Raw genomic sequence first — 12,921 nt, 5'->3', positions numbered from 1 at the left:
CTTACTCCCCGCGAGAATGATCTGCTGCCCAGGCGCGCCACAGCTGGGCGTAGCGCCCACCCGCCGCGACCAGGTCATGGTGGCTTCCCTCTTCGACGACCCTGCCGTGGGCCATCACGATCACCCGGTCCGCCGACGCGGCCTGGGTGAGTCGGTGCGCAATGATCAGGGTGGTGCGGCCCGCGGTGACCGCGGCGGCAGCACGCTCCAACTCTCGCGCACCCTGGCTTCCCGCCTCGGCGGTCGCTTCGTCCAGGATCGCGACGGTGGGGTCGGCGAGCATCAGGCGGGCCAGCGCAAGTTGTTGCGCCTGAGCCGATGTCAGCTCGTGGCCGCCTTCGCCGACCACGGTGTCGAGCCCGTCCTCGAGCGCCGCGACCCATTCGTCGGCGCCGACCGCGCGCAGCGCGTCGTGCACCTGGTCGTCGGTGGCGTCGGCCTTCGCCAACCGCAGATCGTCGACGAGCGCGCCCGCGAAGACGTGCACCTCCTGGCTCACGATTGCGATGTGCCGACGGCGCTGCTCGGGCGTCAGACCGGCCACGTCGACGCCGCCGACGCGCACGACGCCCCGCTGCGGTGTCAGTGCGCCGGCGGCGATTCCGGCGACCGTCGACTTGCCGGCACCGGTGGAACCGACCAGCGCCACTCGCCGTCCCGGCTCGAGCCGGATGCTGACCCCGTGCACGACGGTGTGTTCACCGTCGTAGCTGTAGTGCAGGTCCTCCAGGTCGAGGGATTTGTCGCGCGGCTCGGAACCGACTGCGGCCGTTGATCGCTCAGTCTGCTGGGGCATGGTCACCAACCCGACCAGGCGCGCCAGGCTCGCGCCGGCGTCCTGGGCCTCGTCGAAGGTGAAGAGCAGCTCGCTGATCGGGCCGAAAAGCCGATGGAAGAGCAGCGCCGCGGCCGTCGTCTGACCGACGGTGCCGCCGCCATTCTTCACCAGCCAGAATCCCGTCACCAAGATGACGGTCAACCCGATGAACTCGGCGCGGTTGATGCGTCCGACGAAGCGCGTGAAGAGGGTGAACACGGCAAGGGAGATGTCGCGGACCTTCGCGGATGCGGTCTCGATCGCGGTCTGATGCTCGACGTGCATGTCGTAGGCGTGGACCGTCGCCGAGCCAATCATGCTCTCCATCAACACCTGTGAGCGTTCGGCGATGGCCCGTCGCTCCTCGGCGTATCGGGGTGCCGACCGCGGCAGGTACCAGCGCAGCGCGAACACGTACAGCGGGACGGCGATCGCACCGGCCAGTCCAAGACGCCAGTCCAGGCCGGCCATGGCGACCAACGAGAGTGCGGCCAACAGGATCGACGCGTACATCGTCGGGATGACGTCGGTGACGGCCTTGCCGATCGTCGCGACGTCGGTGCTGACGCGGGAGAGCACGTCCCCTCGCCCGACCCGTTCCACCGTCGCCGTCGGCAGCGACAGCGCTCGTTCGACCCCGGCTTCCCGCAGATCGGCGAGCGCGATGGCGCCAAGCCTTCCGATGAAGTAGTTCGACAGGCCGCTGGCCAACCCGCCGACCACTGCGGCGGTGGTGACGATGACCGCGATCATGACGATCACCGACGGCGGGGATCCGTCGATGATCCGGTCGACGAGCACGCCGAGTACGTACACGGGCAGCACCGCCGTGGCGGCGGCGACGAGACCGACGACGAGCGTCAGCAACCCCGAGCCTGCGCGGCTCCTCAGCTCTCGACGCAACCACGTCCACGTCTCGCGACCCGTGGCCACCGGAAGGATGTCGTGCTCAGCCACGGCCGTCGTCATCGCAACACCGCCCGCTGGTAGTCCTGGCGTTCCATGAGCTCCACGTGTGATCCCGTCGCCACTACCCGGCCTCCGTCGATGAGAACGACCCTGTCCGTCGCCGCGAGCAGCGCGGGGCTGCAGGTCACGACCAGTGTCGTGAAGTTCCGCGTCTCCGCACCGTGTCGCATCTCGGTAATGCCCTGAGCCACCGCGCTTTCGGTGACCGCGTCGACTGCGGTCGTCGGTTCGTGCAGGACCAGGACCGGCGCGCGCCGCAGCAGGGCTCTTGCGAGGGTCAACCGCTGACGCTGTCCGCCCGACAGGCTCGCGCCGCGCTCGGTGACGCCGTGGTCGAGACCCTCACCGTGCACCTCGACGACGTCGACGGCACACGACGACCGCAGCGCTGCGTCCAGTTCACGGCCGTCGGCGACGTCGTCTCCGGTGAGCAGGTTCGACCGCAGGGATCCGGTGAAGAGGTCGGTCTTGTGTGGCTCCACCAGGAGCGCGCGGTGTGATTCCGCGAGGTCGAGGTCCTCGAGTTTCACCCCGCCCACCCGCACTTCCCCGCTGTACTCACCCGGCACCAGTTGCCCAGAGAGCACCTTGACGAGGGCGTCGGCGTCGGCGGACTGGGCGGCGACCACGCCAACCATCGCTCCGGCCTCGACCGACAAGCTGGTGCCGTCGAGCGGCCCGTGCCGGACGTCGACGACGTCGAGCGAGTACGGCGCGGAATCGAGCCGTGTCGCCCCAGGGGTCAACGCGACCGGGGCGTCCTCCACCCAGCCGACGCGGACGGCGGACGCACGTGCCTCGGCGACCCAGCTGGGCACCTCGGCCATGGTGTTGAACGGTTCGAGAAGGAACTGGGCCAACCCGATCACGGTGATCAGCTCGCCGATGGATATCTCGCCACGCAGCGCGAACCAGCCTGCGGTGACCGCGACTCCGACGGCGAGCAGTGAGCTCATGGCGGTGGAGACGCCGATGTACACGCCTTGGGAACGGGTGGCCCGAATGGTGGCTGCCAATGCCTCTTGGCTGACCGTGCGGTAGCGGTCCGCGGCGGCGTCCTCGGCGCCGATGCCGCGCAGGGGTCGCAATCCGGCGATCAAATCTGCCGACATCGCGGTCGCCTTGCCCGCGAGCTCCTGTTGGTCGGCTACTCGTCGGGTGATCACCGGTCCGCCAAAGTGCAACAGGTACAGGATGACCGGGGTGCCGATCAGCACGACCAGGCCCAACGGCACGTCGATGGTGAGCAGCACTCCGGCGCAGACCACGATCGCGGTGATCGAACCGGCAATCCGAGGGACGTAGTCGAGCAGGTACGACGTCTCGTCGGCATCGGTGCCTGCGATCGAAAGCAATTCGCCGCTACGCAGCGGGGTGCGCAAGCGGAAGGGGTGCAGGATCCGCAGCGACAGCTCGACCCGCAGTTGGTGGCCTTCGGTCGCGATGGCGCGCATCAGATGCCTGGCGCCAGCCTGGTAGCAGAACGTCAGCAGCAGGAACAGCGCCGCGAGCACCGCGATCCACACGACCAGCTGTCCGACGTCACCGGTCTCGACGGCACGGCCGATGACGACGCCGATCATCACGGGAACCATGGCCTCGCACAGCTGATGACCGCAGATCAGCAGGGATCCGACGGTGAGCAGCCGGGCATTGCGAGTGACGGTTCGTCGCAGGATCGCGTTGCCCGTTCGCGCTTCCTCAGCCTTCGTCGACGAATCCGTGGTCGTGTCTACGATGTCGAGTCAGCCCCTGGCGACGCTGCCGCCATCCGTAGCTGCAGGCTCTTGGGACGCATGTCCGTCCAGTTCTCGTCGACGTAGTCGAGGCAGGCCTGTCGGCTGGCCCCGCCCTCGGCGCCGAACACTATCGTCCAGCCACCCGGCACTTGCTTGAACGTCGGCCACAGCGAGTGCTGGTCCTCGCTGTTGACGAGGACGTAGAAGCTGGCCGTCTCGTCGTCAAATGGATTGCCCGACATGCGCTCTCCTCAATACTGACTTGGGTACCGTCACGGCGCTGTGCGCACTCTTGGCGCGCCCGCCTGAACTACGCAACTCTATCAAAGGTTAGGCTAGCCAAATCTAGGCACATACGGGAGGCGGCACATGCGGGTAGCAACGTTCGGGTACCAGACCTGGGGCCACAAGACCCTGGAAGCGCTCGTCAAGTCGAGTCACGACGTCGTCTTGGCGGTCACACATCCACCGAGTGATCAGCCATACGAGTCGATTTGGGCGGATTCCGTCGAAGAACTGGCTCGCGACCACGGCATTCCGGTGCACTTGGCGCAACGGCCCGACGACGAGCTGATTCAGCGCGTCGCGGCCGCGAAGCCAGACATCATCGTCGCCAACAACTGGCGCACCTGGTTGCCGAGGGAGCTGTTCGACCTGCCGCCGCACGGCACCCTGAACCTGCACGATTCCCTGCTTCCGAAGTTCACCGGATTCTCCCCGGTCATTTGGGCGATGATCAGCGGCGCAACGGAAGTGGGGCTGACGGCTCACCGCATGGACGACGAGCTCGACACCGGCGACATCGTGCTCCAGCGGTCCATTCCGATCGGACCCAAGGACACCGGGACCTCCCTGGTGCGCGCCACCATCGAGCTCATCCCCGACGTACTGATCGAATCGCTGGACCTCATCGAGCAGGGCACCGCCACCTGGACACCCCAGAACCTCGACGAGCGCACCTTCTTCCACAAGCGGTCCGCAAGGGACAGCATCGTCGACTGGCGTTGGACCGCAGAGGACTTGGACCGTTTCGTCCGCGCGCTATCCGATCCCTACCCGAACGCCGTCACGTACTGGCGGGGCCAGCGGATCCGCATTCTGCGTGCCTCGGTGTCGCGGTGCTGCTACGGCGGTACCCCGGGCCGGGTGTTCATCGCCGAGGGTGACGGGATGGTCATCGTCGCGGGGCCGAACGCGCACCGAGGTGATGCACCCGGGCTCGTCGTCGAGGCTGTTCGCCTCGACGACGGCACCGAGTTGCCCGCGCTGGAGTTCTTCGGGCGCGGCGGCGGCTACCTCACCGACCAGCCCTAGCTGGTCGAGGAGGAGCCGACGGTGCGTCGCCGCGACGGCCCGAAAACCGGGTCGTTGGCGATGGATTCGACGATTTCACCGCAGCGCACGGCGATGTTGGAGATCAACGAGGAGCTGAGACCGTGCGTGTGCTCGGTGCCGCCCTGCAGGTAGATGGCTCCCGACACGTCGCGCGCCGTCCGCAGTCGGTAGTCGCGCTCCACACCGGGTCCGTCGGCGGCGAACACCTTCGGGTCGCATAGATCGCCAAGGATGTCCGGTAGGGACATCGGAGCGAAGCCGGTGGCGTAGACCACCGCATCACAGTCGAGCGTCTCGAGCGTCTTCGTCGGGTGATGCTCGACGACCACGCGTACCCCACGCTCGTCCTCGGTGGCCGACGTGATGCCCGAGGCACCGCGGAAGAACAGCCGACGATTGCCCGCCACCCGCTCGGCGTACTCCCGCGCGTAGAGCGCTTCGATCAGCGGAAGGTCGACGCACGAGTAGTTGGTGGCGCGGTGGTAGTCGAGCAGCCGTTGACGCACCGTCGGCTCGGCGGTGTAGAAGTCGTCGACCGCCGCGGGATCGAAAACCCGGTTGGCATAGGGACTGTCGTCGGCTGGGCTGTACCCGTACTTCGCGAACACCCCGTGCACCTCGGCGTCCGGGTAGGTCGTGTGCAGGTAGTCGGTGACCTCTGCGGCGCTCTGGCCGGCTCCCACGACGACGAAGCGCCGGTGCGTGACCGACGGCAGCTTCTTGAGCTTGTCGAGCACCTCGTGGTTGTGGAACTGCCGGGGCGTCTCGGTGACGCCACCCGGCAGCTGTGGCCGGAGCCCGCCGGCCAGGACCACCGCACGCGCGCGCAGCGTCCCGCTGGCGGCGCCTTCGAGGTCGACGGCCAGGCAGTCACCCTCGTCGCGGACGGCGACCGCCCTGGTGCCGTAGTGCACCTTTGCGGCGACCCGGGTGGCCGCCCACTCCAGGTAGTCGTGGAATTCCAGACGCGTTGGGAAGAACGTCTGGTGGTTGATGAACTCGTTGAGCCTGCCGCGTTCGGTCAGATAGCTCAGAAAGGTGTAGCGGCTCCGCACGTTGCGCTGACTAGCCAGATCCTTCAGGAACGAGATCTGCATCGTCGTGCCCGGGATCAACATACCGGTGTGCCAACCAAATTCGGCCTTGGATTCGACGAACTCGGCGGTGATCGTCTGTCCGTCGCCGCACGTTTCGTTGTACTCCTCGACGGCGATGGCCAAGCCGAGATTCGACGGCCCGAAACCGACTCCGACGACACCGAGGACGTCGTCGTCGGTGCGTGCTCGGTGACTTCCGTTCATGGTCAAGGTCATCACCGGCTCGCCAGCTGGTCGACCGCGCCGGGAACCGGCTGAGCCGGATCTGCGCCGAGGGCGACGATTCGGTTGCGGTCGTCGACGTGGACGACGCGTGGCGCGTGGCGCGACACCTCGCTCTCGTCGAGCTGCTGGAACGACATGATGATGACCAAGTCGCCCGGGTTGATCAAATGGGCTGCGGCACCGTTGATTCCGATGACTCCAGATCCGGGCGCGCCGGTGATCGCATACGTCGTGATCCGCGCCCCGTTGGTGACGTCGACGACGTCGACCTGTTCACCCTCCAGGATGTCCGCGGCTCGCATGAGGTCCTGGTCGATGGTGATCGACCCCACGTAGTGCAGGTCGGCCTGGGTGACGGTGGCGCGATGCACCTTGCCCCCCAGCATGGTTCGGAGCATTGCTTGCCCTCCAGCGTTGTTGACGTCCGTGGCGGCCAACGCGTCGACAGTTGGCCGTTAGAGAGGTTACCCTAACCTTAGAACGTTCACAGGCTCAGGTCCACCCCTGGAGGGTCCGGGCGGTCAACGGCGCATCGGGTCCTGCCTCCTGGCGCGCAGTCGACTGGACGCCCGCGGAATGACCAGCGGTGTCCCCGTCTCGGGGTCGTCGATCACCTGACACTCCAGTCCGTACACTTCCTCGACCAGGGTCGCGGTGATGACGTCGGCCGGGTTGCCCTGAGCCACAATGGCTCCCGCCTTCATGGCGATGATCTGGTCGGCGAATCGGCAGGCGTGGTTCAGGTCGTGCAGGACCGCCACGATGGTGCAGCCCTGCTCGGCGTTCAGATCGGCGAAGAGGTCAAGCAGTTCGATCTGGTGGGCGATGTCCAGGAACGTGGTCGGCTCGTCGAGCAGGATCAGCGGTGTCTGCTGAGCCAGGACCATCGCGATCCACACCCGTTGGCGTTGGCCGCCGGACAACTGGTCGACGGGGCGCCCGGCTATCGCCGTCACGCCGGTGGCCGCCATCGCGTCGGCGACGGCCTGCTGATCGGCGCGGCTGAACTGCCGCAGCATCGTCTGATGGGGAAATCGCCCGCGCGTCACCAGGTCGGCCACCGTGATGCCCTCGGGGGCGATCGACGACTGCGGCAACAAGCCAAGCCTCTTGGCGACATCCTTTGTCCGCAGTCGACTGATGTCCGATCCGTCGAGGATCACCTGCCCCGCAGCAGGACTCATCAGCCGGGCCAGCCCGCGCAGCAGAGTCGACTTGCCGCAGGCGTTCGGCCCGACGATCGCGGTGACGGCCCCCGGGGCGACGTCGACCGTCAGACCCTCGACGATCGGTGTCGCACCGTAGCCGAGCGACAAATCACGAGCACCGAGACGTACGTCATCGGTCATGGCGTCCCCCTTCCTATCGACGACGAGCCTGGACGACGAGAAGGTAGACGAGGTACAGCCCACCCAGGGTCACGGTCACCGCGCCCACCGGCAACTCCGTTGGCGCGAAGATCTTCAACGCGATCAGATCGCTGCCCAACAACAAGAAGGCGCCCATCGCGGCGGCCGACATCAGTCCGACCCCGGGGGCGCCGGTGAGGCGCCGCGCCAGCTGAGGTGCCGCCAGCGCCACGAACGATATCGGTCCCGCCGCCGCGGCGGCCACCGCGATCAACAGAACACCAATCCCGAAGTAGGCCAAACGGACCCGGCCGGGACGGATCCCGAGTGCGCCGGCCGCGTCGTCGCCCATCTGCAGAATCGGGAGCTGCGGCCCGACGACCATCAGCAGCACGGCACCGACCGCCAGACCGCCGAGGACGGGATAGACCTGCGCCCACTCCAGACCGTTGAGCGACCCCTGCTGCCAGACCGACGCCGTAATCGCCTGGTGGAGGCGGATCTTCAAGATTATCCACTGACAGACCGAGCTGAGAACCGCACTGACCGCGATCCCGACGATGATCAGCCGGAAGCCTGCCAGACCGTTCTTGTACGACAGCAGGTAGACGACGACGGCCGTGGCGAGGCCACCGATGACCGCGCTGATCGAGGTCGTGTAGTAGCCGCCGCCCAGTGCCGCGATGGCGATCAGGGCGCCGGTGTAGGCGCCGAAGTCGAAGCCGATCACGTCGGGGCTGCCAAGGGGGTTGCGGGTCAGCGCTTGAAAGATCGCGCCCGAGACGCCGAGCGCCGCACCGATCAACAGCGCCAACAGGATTCGCGGCATTCGCCACTCAAGAACCAGCACGCTCGCAAACGACGTGTCCTGGCCGAGCAGGATGGCGACCACCTGCCCTGGCGGCACGGGATACTGCCCGACGCCGAGGGCAAGCACGGCCAGCACCATGGCGGCCACCCCGAGGATGGACAGCACCACGACGCTGCGCCACGCTGCCCGCAGCGCGAGACCCGGCTCACGGCGGACGATCAACTGACGGTGACCGAAGTCGACCGTGTCGAGACGGCTCACAGGGCCGCCGCGTCTCTGCGCCGCACCAGCCAGATCAGAACTGGGGCGCCGACGAAGGCCGTCACGATTCCGGCAGGCAGCTCCCCCGGTTTGACGACCACCCTGCCGACGACGTCGGCGGTGAGCAACAGCGCAGGCGCGAGGAAGACCGAGTAGGCGCAGATCCATCGCCAGTCCGGACCGGTGAACCACCGCACCGCGTGCGGCACCATCAGGCCGACGAATCCGATCGGTCCAGCACCCGCGGTGGCGGCACCCGCCAGCAGCGTGACGGCGAGCAACCCGACCACGCGGGTTCGAACGACGTTGCCGCCCATGGCAACGGCCAACTCGTCGCCAAGCGCGACGGCGTTCAGTCCCCGGCTGACGTAGAGGCACATCCCCGCCCCAAGCACGACGAATGGGGCGACCGCGGCGACGACGGCGAGCGTGTGACCGTCCAACGCGCCGGCGTCCCAGTACCGCATCGAGTCGAACGCCCGCGGGTTGCGCAGCCGGATGCCGTAGGAGAGGCCCTCCATCACGGCGCCCGCCGCGACGCCGGCCAGCAGCATCCGGACCGGGGTGGCGACGGCGCGCCCAGTCATGCCGATCAGATACACCAACGCCATCGCGACGAAGGCTCCGACGAAGGCGAACCACACGTACGACCACACGGAGCGGAGCCCAAGGAAGGCGATGGCAGCGACGACGAACAGCCCAGCACCGGAGTTGATGCCAAGGATCTGCGCGTCGGCCAACGGGTTTCGCGTCACACCCTGGATCAGGGCCCCACTGAGTCCCAGGGCGATTCCGACGACGATGCCAAGAAGGGTGCGCGGGATCCGCAGCTCGTGCACGATCCACTCGTTGCCGGTGTCGGTGTAGTCGACGACCGCGTGCCACACCGTGGACAGGCTCACGTTCTCGGTGCCGATCGCGAGGCTGAGCACACAGGTGAGGGCCAGGACGACCGCGGCGCCCAGCAGACCGACGGCGTGGCGTCGACCCTCCGACGCGTGGTCGGCGGGGGTTTCCTGGTCGAGCTCGGCGACGTTCAACTGCTAGAGCCCGATGCTCTCGAGCGCGAGGTCGAACTCCTCGGCGGCGACCTTGTCACTCTTGCCATCGGCAAGCGCCTTCTCGTAGACGGCAATCATCTCGTCGCTCACCTCCTCGAACTTGCGGTCCCAGGTCTCGGAGTCGAACCGCCAGTAGCCGACGATGTCGTACTGGTTGGCGCTCCAGCCGTGGGTGGCGCGCAGATACTTGCGGACCTCGCGGGTGGTTTGGGCCTCGCCGGCGAACCAGCAGTAGCCGCGGCCGTCGGCATGAGTGTGGGCTTGCGCTAGCTCGGTGAGACGGCTTGCGGCGTAACCATTTCCGGTCCCCACCGAGGTCACCACAGGGATTCTCGACGGCACGTTCAGGTACTCGAGATCGGCCTCCTCGGCGACCTCGACGATGACCGAGGTCTCGGTGCCGTCGGGCAGCTCGTCGAGGATGCGCGCCAGAGCGGGCAGTCCTGAGAGATCGGCGATCAGCAGTTGCCAGGCGCTGGTGGCCTCCGGCCGGTACCAACTGCGCGCATGGTCCAGCATCACGCGGTCGCCGGCGGTTGCCCGCCGCGCCCAGCCGCTGGCAACGCCCCTCTCGTGCAGGACGAAGTCGCACGTCAGCTGGTTGTCTCCGGGGCCGCGGTTCCGGACGGTGTAGTTGCGCCCCTCGTCGTCGTCGGGAACGTAGATGCCGACTGCCTCGTCGCCCGCCCCTGGCAAGGTCAGCTGGGCCATCTGCGGAACGTCGAAGATCACGCGCCGCATCCGGGGCCCGGCGTCGACCACCTCGGCGACGAATGCCTCCACCGAGCCCATGTCGTCATCCACGCAGTGCAGGCTAACCTAATGAGCATTCGCACCGCGACCTCACGTCCGGGGTGCGGTTTACCTGCCCACGACCACCGGGTACGCCTCGTCAATGGTCAAAGCATTTGGATACCGCAGCAATGGTGGACCCGAGGTTCAAGAGTTTCTCGATCTCGACATGCCAACGCCGATGCCCGGCGAACTGCTGGTCGAAGTCCGAGCCGCCGGGGTGAATCCCGTCGACTGGAAGATCCGCTCCGGCATGTTCGGCAATGCAAGCGAGGGTGATCTACCCGCGGTCTTGGGCAGCGAGGTGTCCGGTGTCGTCCGCGGCGTTGGCAAGGACGTCGACGGCTTTGCCGAAAACGACGAGATCTTCGGCTCCGTTGCGCCCGGTTCCGGCGCCTTCGCCGAGTACACCCTAGTGACCGCCGGGGCCGCGGCGCGCAAACCGCCGCAGGTGTCGTTCAACGACGCCGCGACCCTTCCCGTCGCCGCTGCCACCGCCTACGACGGCGTGACGCAGCTCGGCCTCGAGGAGGGTCAAACCCTGCTGATCAACGGCATCGGTGGTGGCGTCGGAGTTGCGGCCGCACAGATCGCCAGGGATCTCGGCATGAACGTCCTCGGCACGGGCAGCGAAGACAAGCGCGCCATGGTGGAAACCCTCGGCGCCACCCTGATTCCGTCGGGCGACGGCGTCGCCGATCGGATTCGGCAGATCCTGCCCGACGGCGTCGACGCCATCCTCGACCTGGCCGGGGGCGACGCGCTCCGTGCCGTTGCCGAACTCGTCTCGGACAAGACCAAACTCATCAGCGCAGGCGACTTCTCCGTCGACGAGCTCGGCGGTCACGTGGTCGAGCGGGACCGCACCAGCCGCGTTCTCGAGATCGTGGCGGGCCTCGTCGCGGACGGCAAGCTCGACCCGCACGTGGAGGACGTCCGGCCGCTCGACGAGGCCGCCGACGCCGTGGCCGCCGTCGAAATCGGCCATGCCAGAGGCAAAGTGGTCGTCGCGGTCAGCTGAGTAGACTGGGCCCACCTTCCACCCCAGGAGCCCCCATCACCGGACGAACCGTTCTGATCAGCGGAGCTGGCATCGCGGGACCCGTGCTTGCGTATTGGCTGAAACGACACGGCCTTTCGCCGACGCTCATCGAACGCGCCCCGCAGCTGCGTGACAGTGGCCAGAACGTCGACGTGCGTGGGATCGGTCGCGAGGTGTTGAGGCGGATGGGCCTCGAGGATCGGGTGCGGGCGTCGGGCACCGGCGAGGTTGGTCTGCGCTTCGTCGACGACCTAGGTCGCTCCCTTGGCGAGTTTCCGGTCGGCGACTCCGCCACCGGGGACGGCCCCACCGCGGAGCTGGAGATTCTGCGAAGCGAGCTGTCGCGCCTGCTCGTCGATGAAGCCGGCGACGTGGAGTACCTCTTCGGTGAGCGCATAGTGTCAGTCGCCCAGGATCAGGGCGGAGTGGACGTCGCATTCGCCGGGGCGGGCACTCGCCGCTTCGATCTGCTGATCGTGGCCGAGGGCATCCGCTCGACGACGCGGAACATGGTCTTCGGCGCCGAACCGGACTATCGCGACCTCGGTTTCTACACCGCGTACTGCACCATCCCGAGAGCCGCCGACGACGACCGGTGGTGGCGCTGGTACACCACCACCGGCGGACGCTCCGTTCAGCTTCGCCCCGACAATGTCGGCACCACCAGGGCCAGCCTCAACTTCCCTGGTCCGCCAACGGGTTTGGACTACCAGGATCGCGAAGGTCAAGTGCGGCGGCTACGGGAGGTGTTCGCCGACGTGGGCAACGCCGCGCCGCGCATCCTCGACGCACTGGCCGACGATCCGTCGAGCCTGTATCTCGACAGGATCGCCCAGGTTCGGCTGCCCTCGTGGTCACGGGGCCGCGTGGCGGTGGCCGGTGACGCCGCCTACTGCGCGACCCCAGTTAGCGGCATGGGCACCAGCCTTGCCATCGCCGGCGCCTATCTCCTGGCGGGAGCGGTCGGCGCCAACACCGACCACGTCGAGGCCTTCGCGTCCTACGAGCGCGAGATGCGGCCGTTCGTCGACGAAGCGCAGAAGCTGCCGCCGGGGGTGCCCAGGATCGCCAACCCGACGAGCCGACTGGGCGTACAAGTATTCCGCGCCGCGGTGAGGGTGGCGGCGAGCGCTCCCGCGCGCGCACTGACGTCGCGGCTGGGATCGTCCTCGGTCGATGCCGAGCCCACCTTGCCGGACTACCAGACGTCCTGACCCGGCGGCACCCCGCCCTAGGCCCCTCCCCCCTCCCCTCTCGGCGCGAGCGGGCGCGTCTGCGGGCGAAACGCCGGGTGGACGTCGGAGTTTACGAACGCTCGCGCGGTGGTCAAATCCCTTGTGCCACCTTCGCCTCAGGTGTCACGGCCGCTCAGCGGGACGTTCACCAGGGAAGCTCCCCGTCGGGGAGTGCGAGTGCCCGCCTC

Annotated in this window: 12 protein-coding genes; 3 read left to right on the top strand and 9 right to left on the bottom strand. The window is 67.6% G+C overall.

The window, feature by feature from the left end; all coding sequences use genetic code 11:
• Nucleotide 1: 1 nt before the first annotated feature.
• Genes B1790_RS27340 through B1790_RS27330 form a run of 3 tightly spaced genes read right to left on the bottom strand, consistent with a single transcriptional unit; the run spans nt 2 to nt 3,767 of the window.
• Nucleotides 2–1,786 (bottom strand): ABC transporter ATP-binding protein, encoded by a 1,785-nt coding sequence (locus B1790_RS27340; RefSeq protein ID WP_079926435.1) that lies wholly within the window; start codon nt 1,784–1,786, stop codon nt 2–4.
• The gene (locus B1790_RS27335; protein WP_255407309.1) at nt 1,783–3,525 is read right to left on the bottom strand and encodes an ABC transporter ATP-binding protein; all 1,743 of its coding nucleotides are present in this window, start codon (nt 3,523–3,525) and stop codon (nt 1,783–1,785) included. Before B1790_RS27335 ends, B1790_RS27340 begins: the two co-directional genes overlap by 4 nt.
• Nucleotides 3,519–3,767: an MbtH family protein gene (locus B1790_RS27330; RefSeq protein ID WP_079926433.1), complete on the bottom strand. Its 249-nt coding sequence runs from the start codon at nt 3,765–3,767 to the stop codon at nt 3,519–3,521. The genes B1790_RS27335 and B1790_RS27330 overlap by 7 nt, the downstream gene beginning before the upstream one ends.
• 127 nt (nt 3,768–3,894) lie before the next feature.
• On the opposite strand from B1790_RS27330, the gene B1790_RS27325 reads away from it, so the two are divergent.
• Nucleotides 3,895–4,839: a methionyl-tRNA formyltransferase gene (locus B1790_RS27325; RefSeq protein WP_079926432.1), complete on the top strand. Its 945-nt coding sequence runs from the start codon at nt 3,895–3,897 to the stop codon at nt 4,837–4,839.
• Here B1790_RS27325 and B1790_RS27320 read toward each other — a convergent pair.
• From B1790_RS27320 to B1790_RS27295, 6 genes are all read right to left on the bottom strand, one after another.
• Nucleotides 4,836–6,173 carry a lysine N(6)-hydroxylase/L-ornithine N(5)-oxygenase family protein gene (locus B1790_RS27320; protein ID WP_233165338.1) on the bottom strand — a complete coding sequence of 446 codons (1,338 nt, stop codon included), beginning with the start codon at nt 6,171–6,173 and terminating at the stop codon, nt 4,836–4,838. The genes B1790_RS27325 and B1790_RS27320 overlap by 4 nt on opposite strands.
• Nucleotides 6,173–6,580, bottom strand: coding sequence for an aspartate 1-decarboxylase (gene panD, locus B1790_RS27315; protein ID WP_079926463.1), 408 nt, complete (start codon nt 6,578–6,580; stop codon nt 6,173–6,175). Before panD ends, B1790_RS27320 begins: the two co-directional genes overlap by 1 nt.
• Before the next feature lie 123 nt (nt 6,581–6,703).
• Nucleotides 6,704–7,531, bottom strand: a complete 828-nt coding sequence (locus B1790_RS27310) for an ABC transporter ATP-binding protein (protein ID WP_079926431.1) — start codon at nt 7,529–7,531, stop codon at nt 6,704–6,706.
• Nucleotides 7,532–7,544: 13 nt separating this feature from the next.
• Complete coding sequence (locus tag B1790_RS27305) at nt 7,545–8,603, bottom strand: iron chelate uptake ABC transporter family permease subunit (protein ID WP_079926430.1); 1,059 nt, start codon at nt 8,601–8,603, stop codon at nt 7,545–7,547.
• Nucleotides 8,600–9,643 carry an iron chelate uptake ABC transporter family permease subunit gene (locus tag B1790_RS35450; RefSeq protein ID WP_079926429.1) on the bottom strand — a complete coding sequence of 348 codons (1,044 nt, stop codon included), beginning with the start codon at nt 9,641–9,643 and terminating at the stop codon, nt 8,600–8,602. The genes B1790_RS27305 and B1790_RS35450 overlap by 4 nt, the downstream gene beginning before the upstream one ends.
• 3 nt (nt 9,644–9,646) lie before the next feature.
• Nucleotides 9,647–10,456: a siderophore-interacting protein gene (locus B1790_RS27295; RefSeq protein WP_079926428.1), complete on the bottom strand. Its 810-nt coding sequence runs from the start codon at nt 10,454–10,456 to the stop codon at nt 9,647–9,649.
• Between the two features lie 103 nt (nt 10,457–10,559).
• Between B1790_RS27295 and B1790_RS27290 the strand changes: the two genes are divergently transcribed.
• Nucleotides 10,560–11,477, top strand: a complete 918-nt coding sequence (locus tag B1790_RS27290) for an NADP-dependent oxidoreductase (protein WP_079926427.1) — start codon at nt 10,560–10,562, stop codon at nt 11,475–11,477.
• A complete protein-coding gene (locus B1790_RS27285) occupies nt 11,474–12,712 on the top strand; it encodes an FAD-dependent monooxygenase (RefSeq protein WP_369832439.1) in 1,239 nt (412 codons plus the stop codon). Before B1790_RS27290 ends, B1790_RS27285 begins: the two co-directional genes overlap by 4 nt.
• Nucleotides 12,713–12,921: the final 209 nt, after the last annotated feature.

The organism is Mycobacterium sp. AT1 (assembly GCF_002043095.1).
Classification (GTDB): Bacteria; Actinomycetota; Actinomycetes; order Mycobacteriales; family Mycobacteriaceae; genus Mycobacterium.
This window is presented reverse-complemented; position numbering and strand designations above follow the sequence as displayed.

Bases quoted from the DNA above. Each gene is read 5' to 3' on its own strand.
- B1790_RS27290 (WP_079926427.1), top strand. From the start codon at position 10,560: ATGGTCAAAGCATTTGGATACCGCAGCAATGGTGGACCCGAGGTTCAA.
- B1790_RS27320 (WP_233165338.1), bottom strand. From the start codon at position 6,173: ATGACCTTGACCATGAACGGAAGTCACCGAGCACGCACCGACGACGAC.
- B1790_RS27330 (WP_079926433.1), bottom strand. From the start codon at position 3,767: ATGTCGGGCAATCCATTTGACGACGAGACGGCCAGCTTCTACGTCCTC.
- panD (WP_079926463.1), bottom strand. From the start codon at position 6,580: ATGCTCCGAACCATGCTGGGGGGCAAGGTGCATCGCGCCACCGTCACC.
- B1790_RS27295 (WP_079926428.1), bottom strand. From the start codon at position 10,456: ATGGGCTCGGTGGAGGCATTCGTCGCCGAGGTGGTCGACGCCGGGCCC.
- B1790_RS27310 (WP_079926431.1), bottom strand. From the start codon at position 7,531: ATGACCGATGACGTACGTCTCGGTGCTCGTGATTTGTCGCTCGGCTAC.
- B1790_RS27325 (WP_079926432.1), top strand. From the start codon at position 3,895: ATGCGGGTAGCAACGTTCGGGTACCAGACCTGGGGCCACAAGACCCTG.
- B1790_RS27340 (WP_079926435.1), bottom strand. From the start codon at position 1,786: ATGACGACGGCCGTGGCTGAGCACGACATCCTTCCGGTGGCCACGGGT.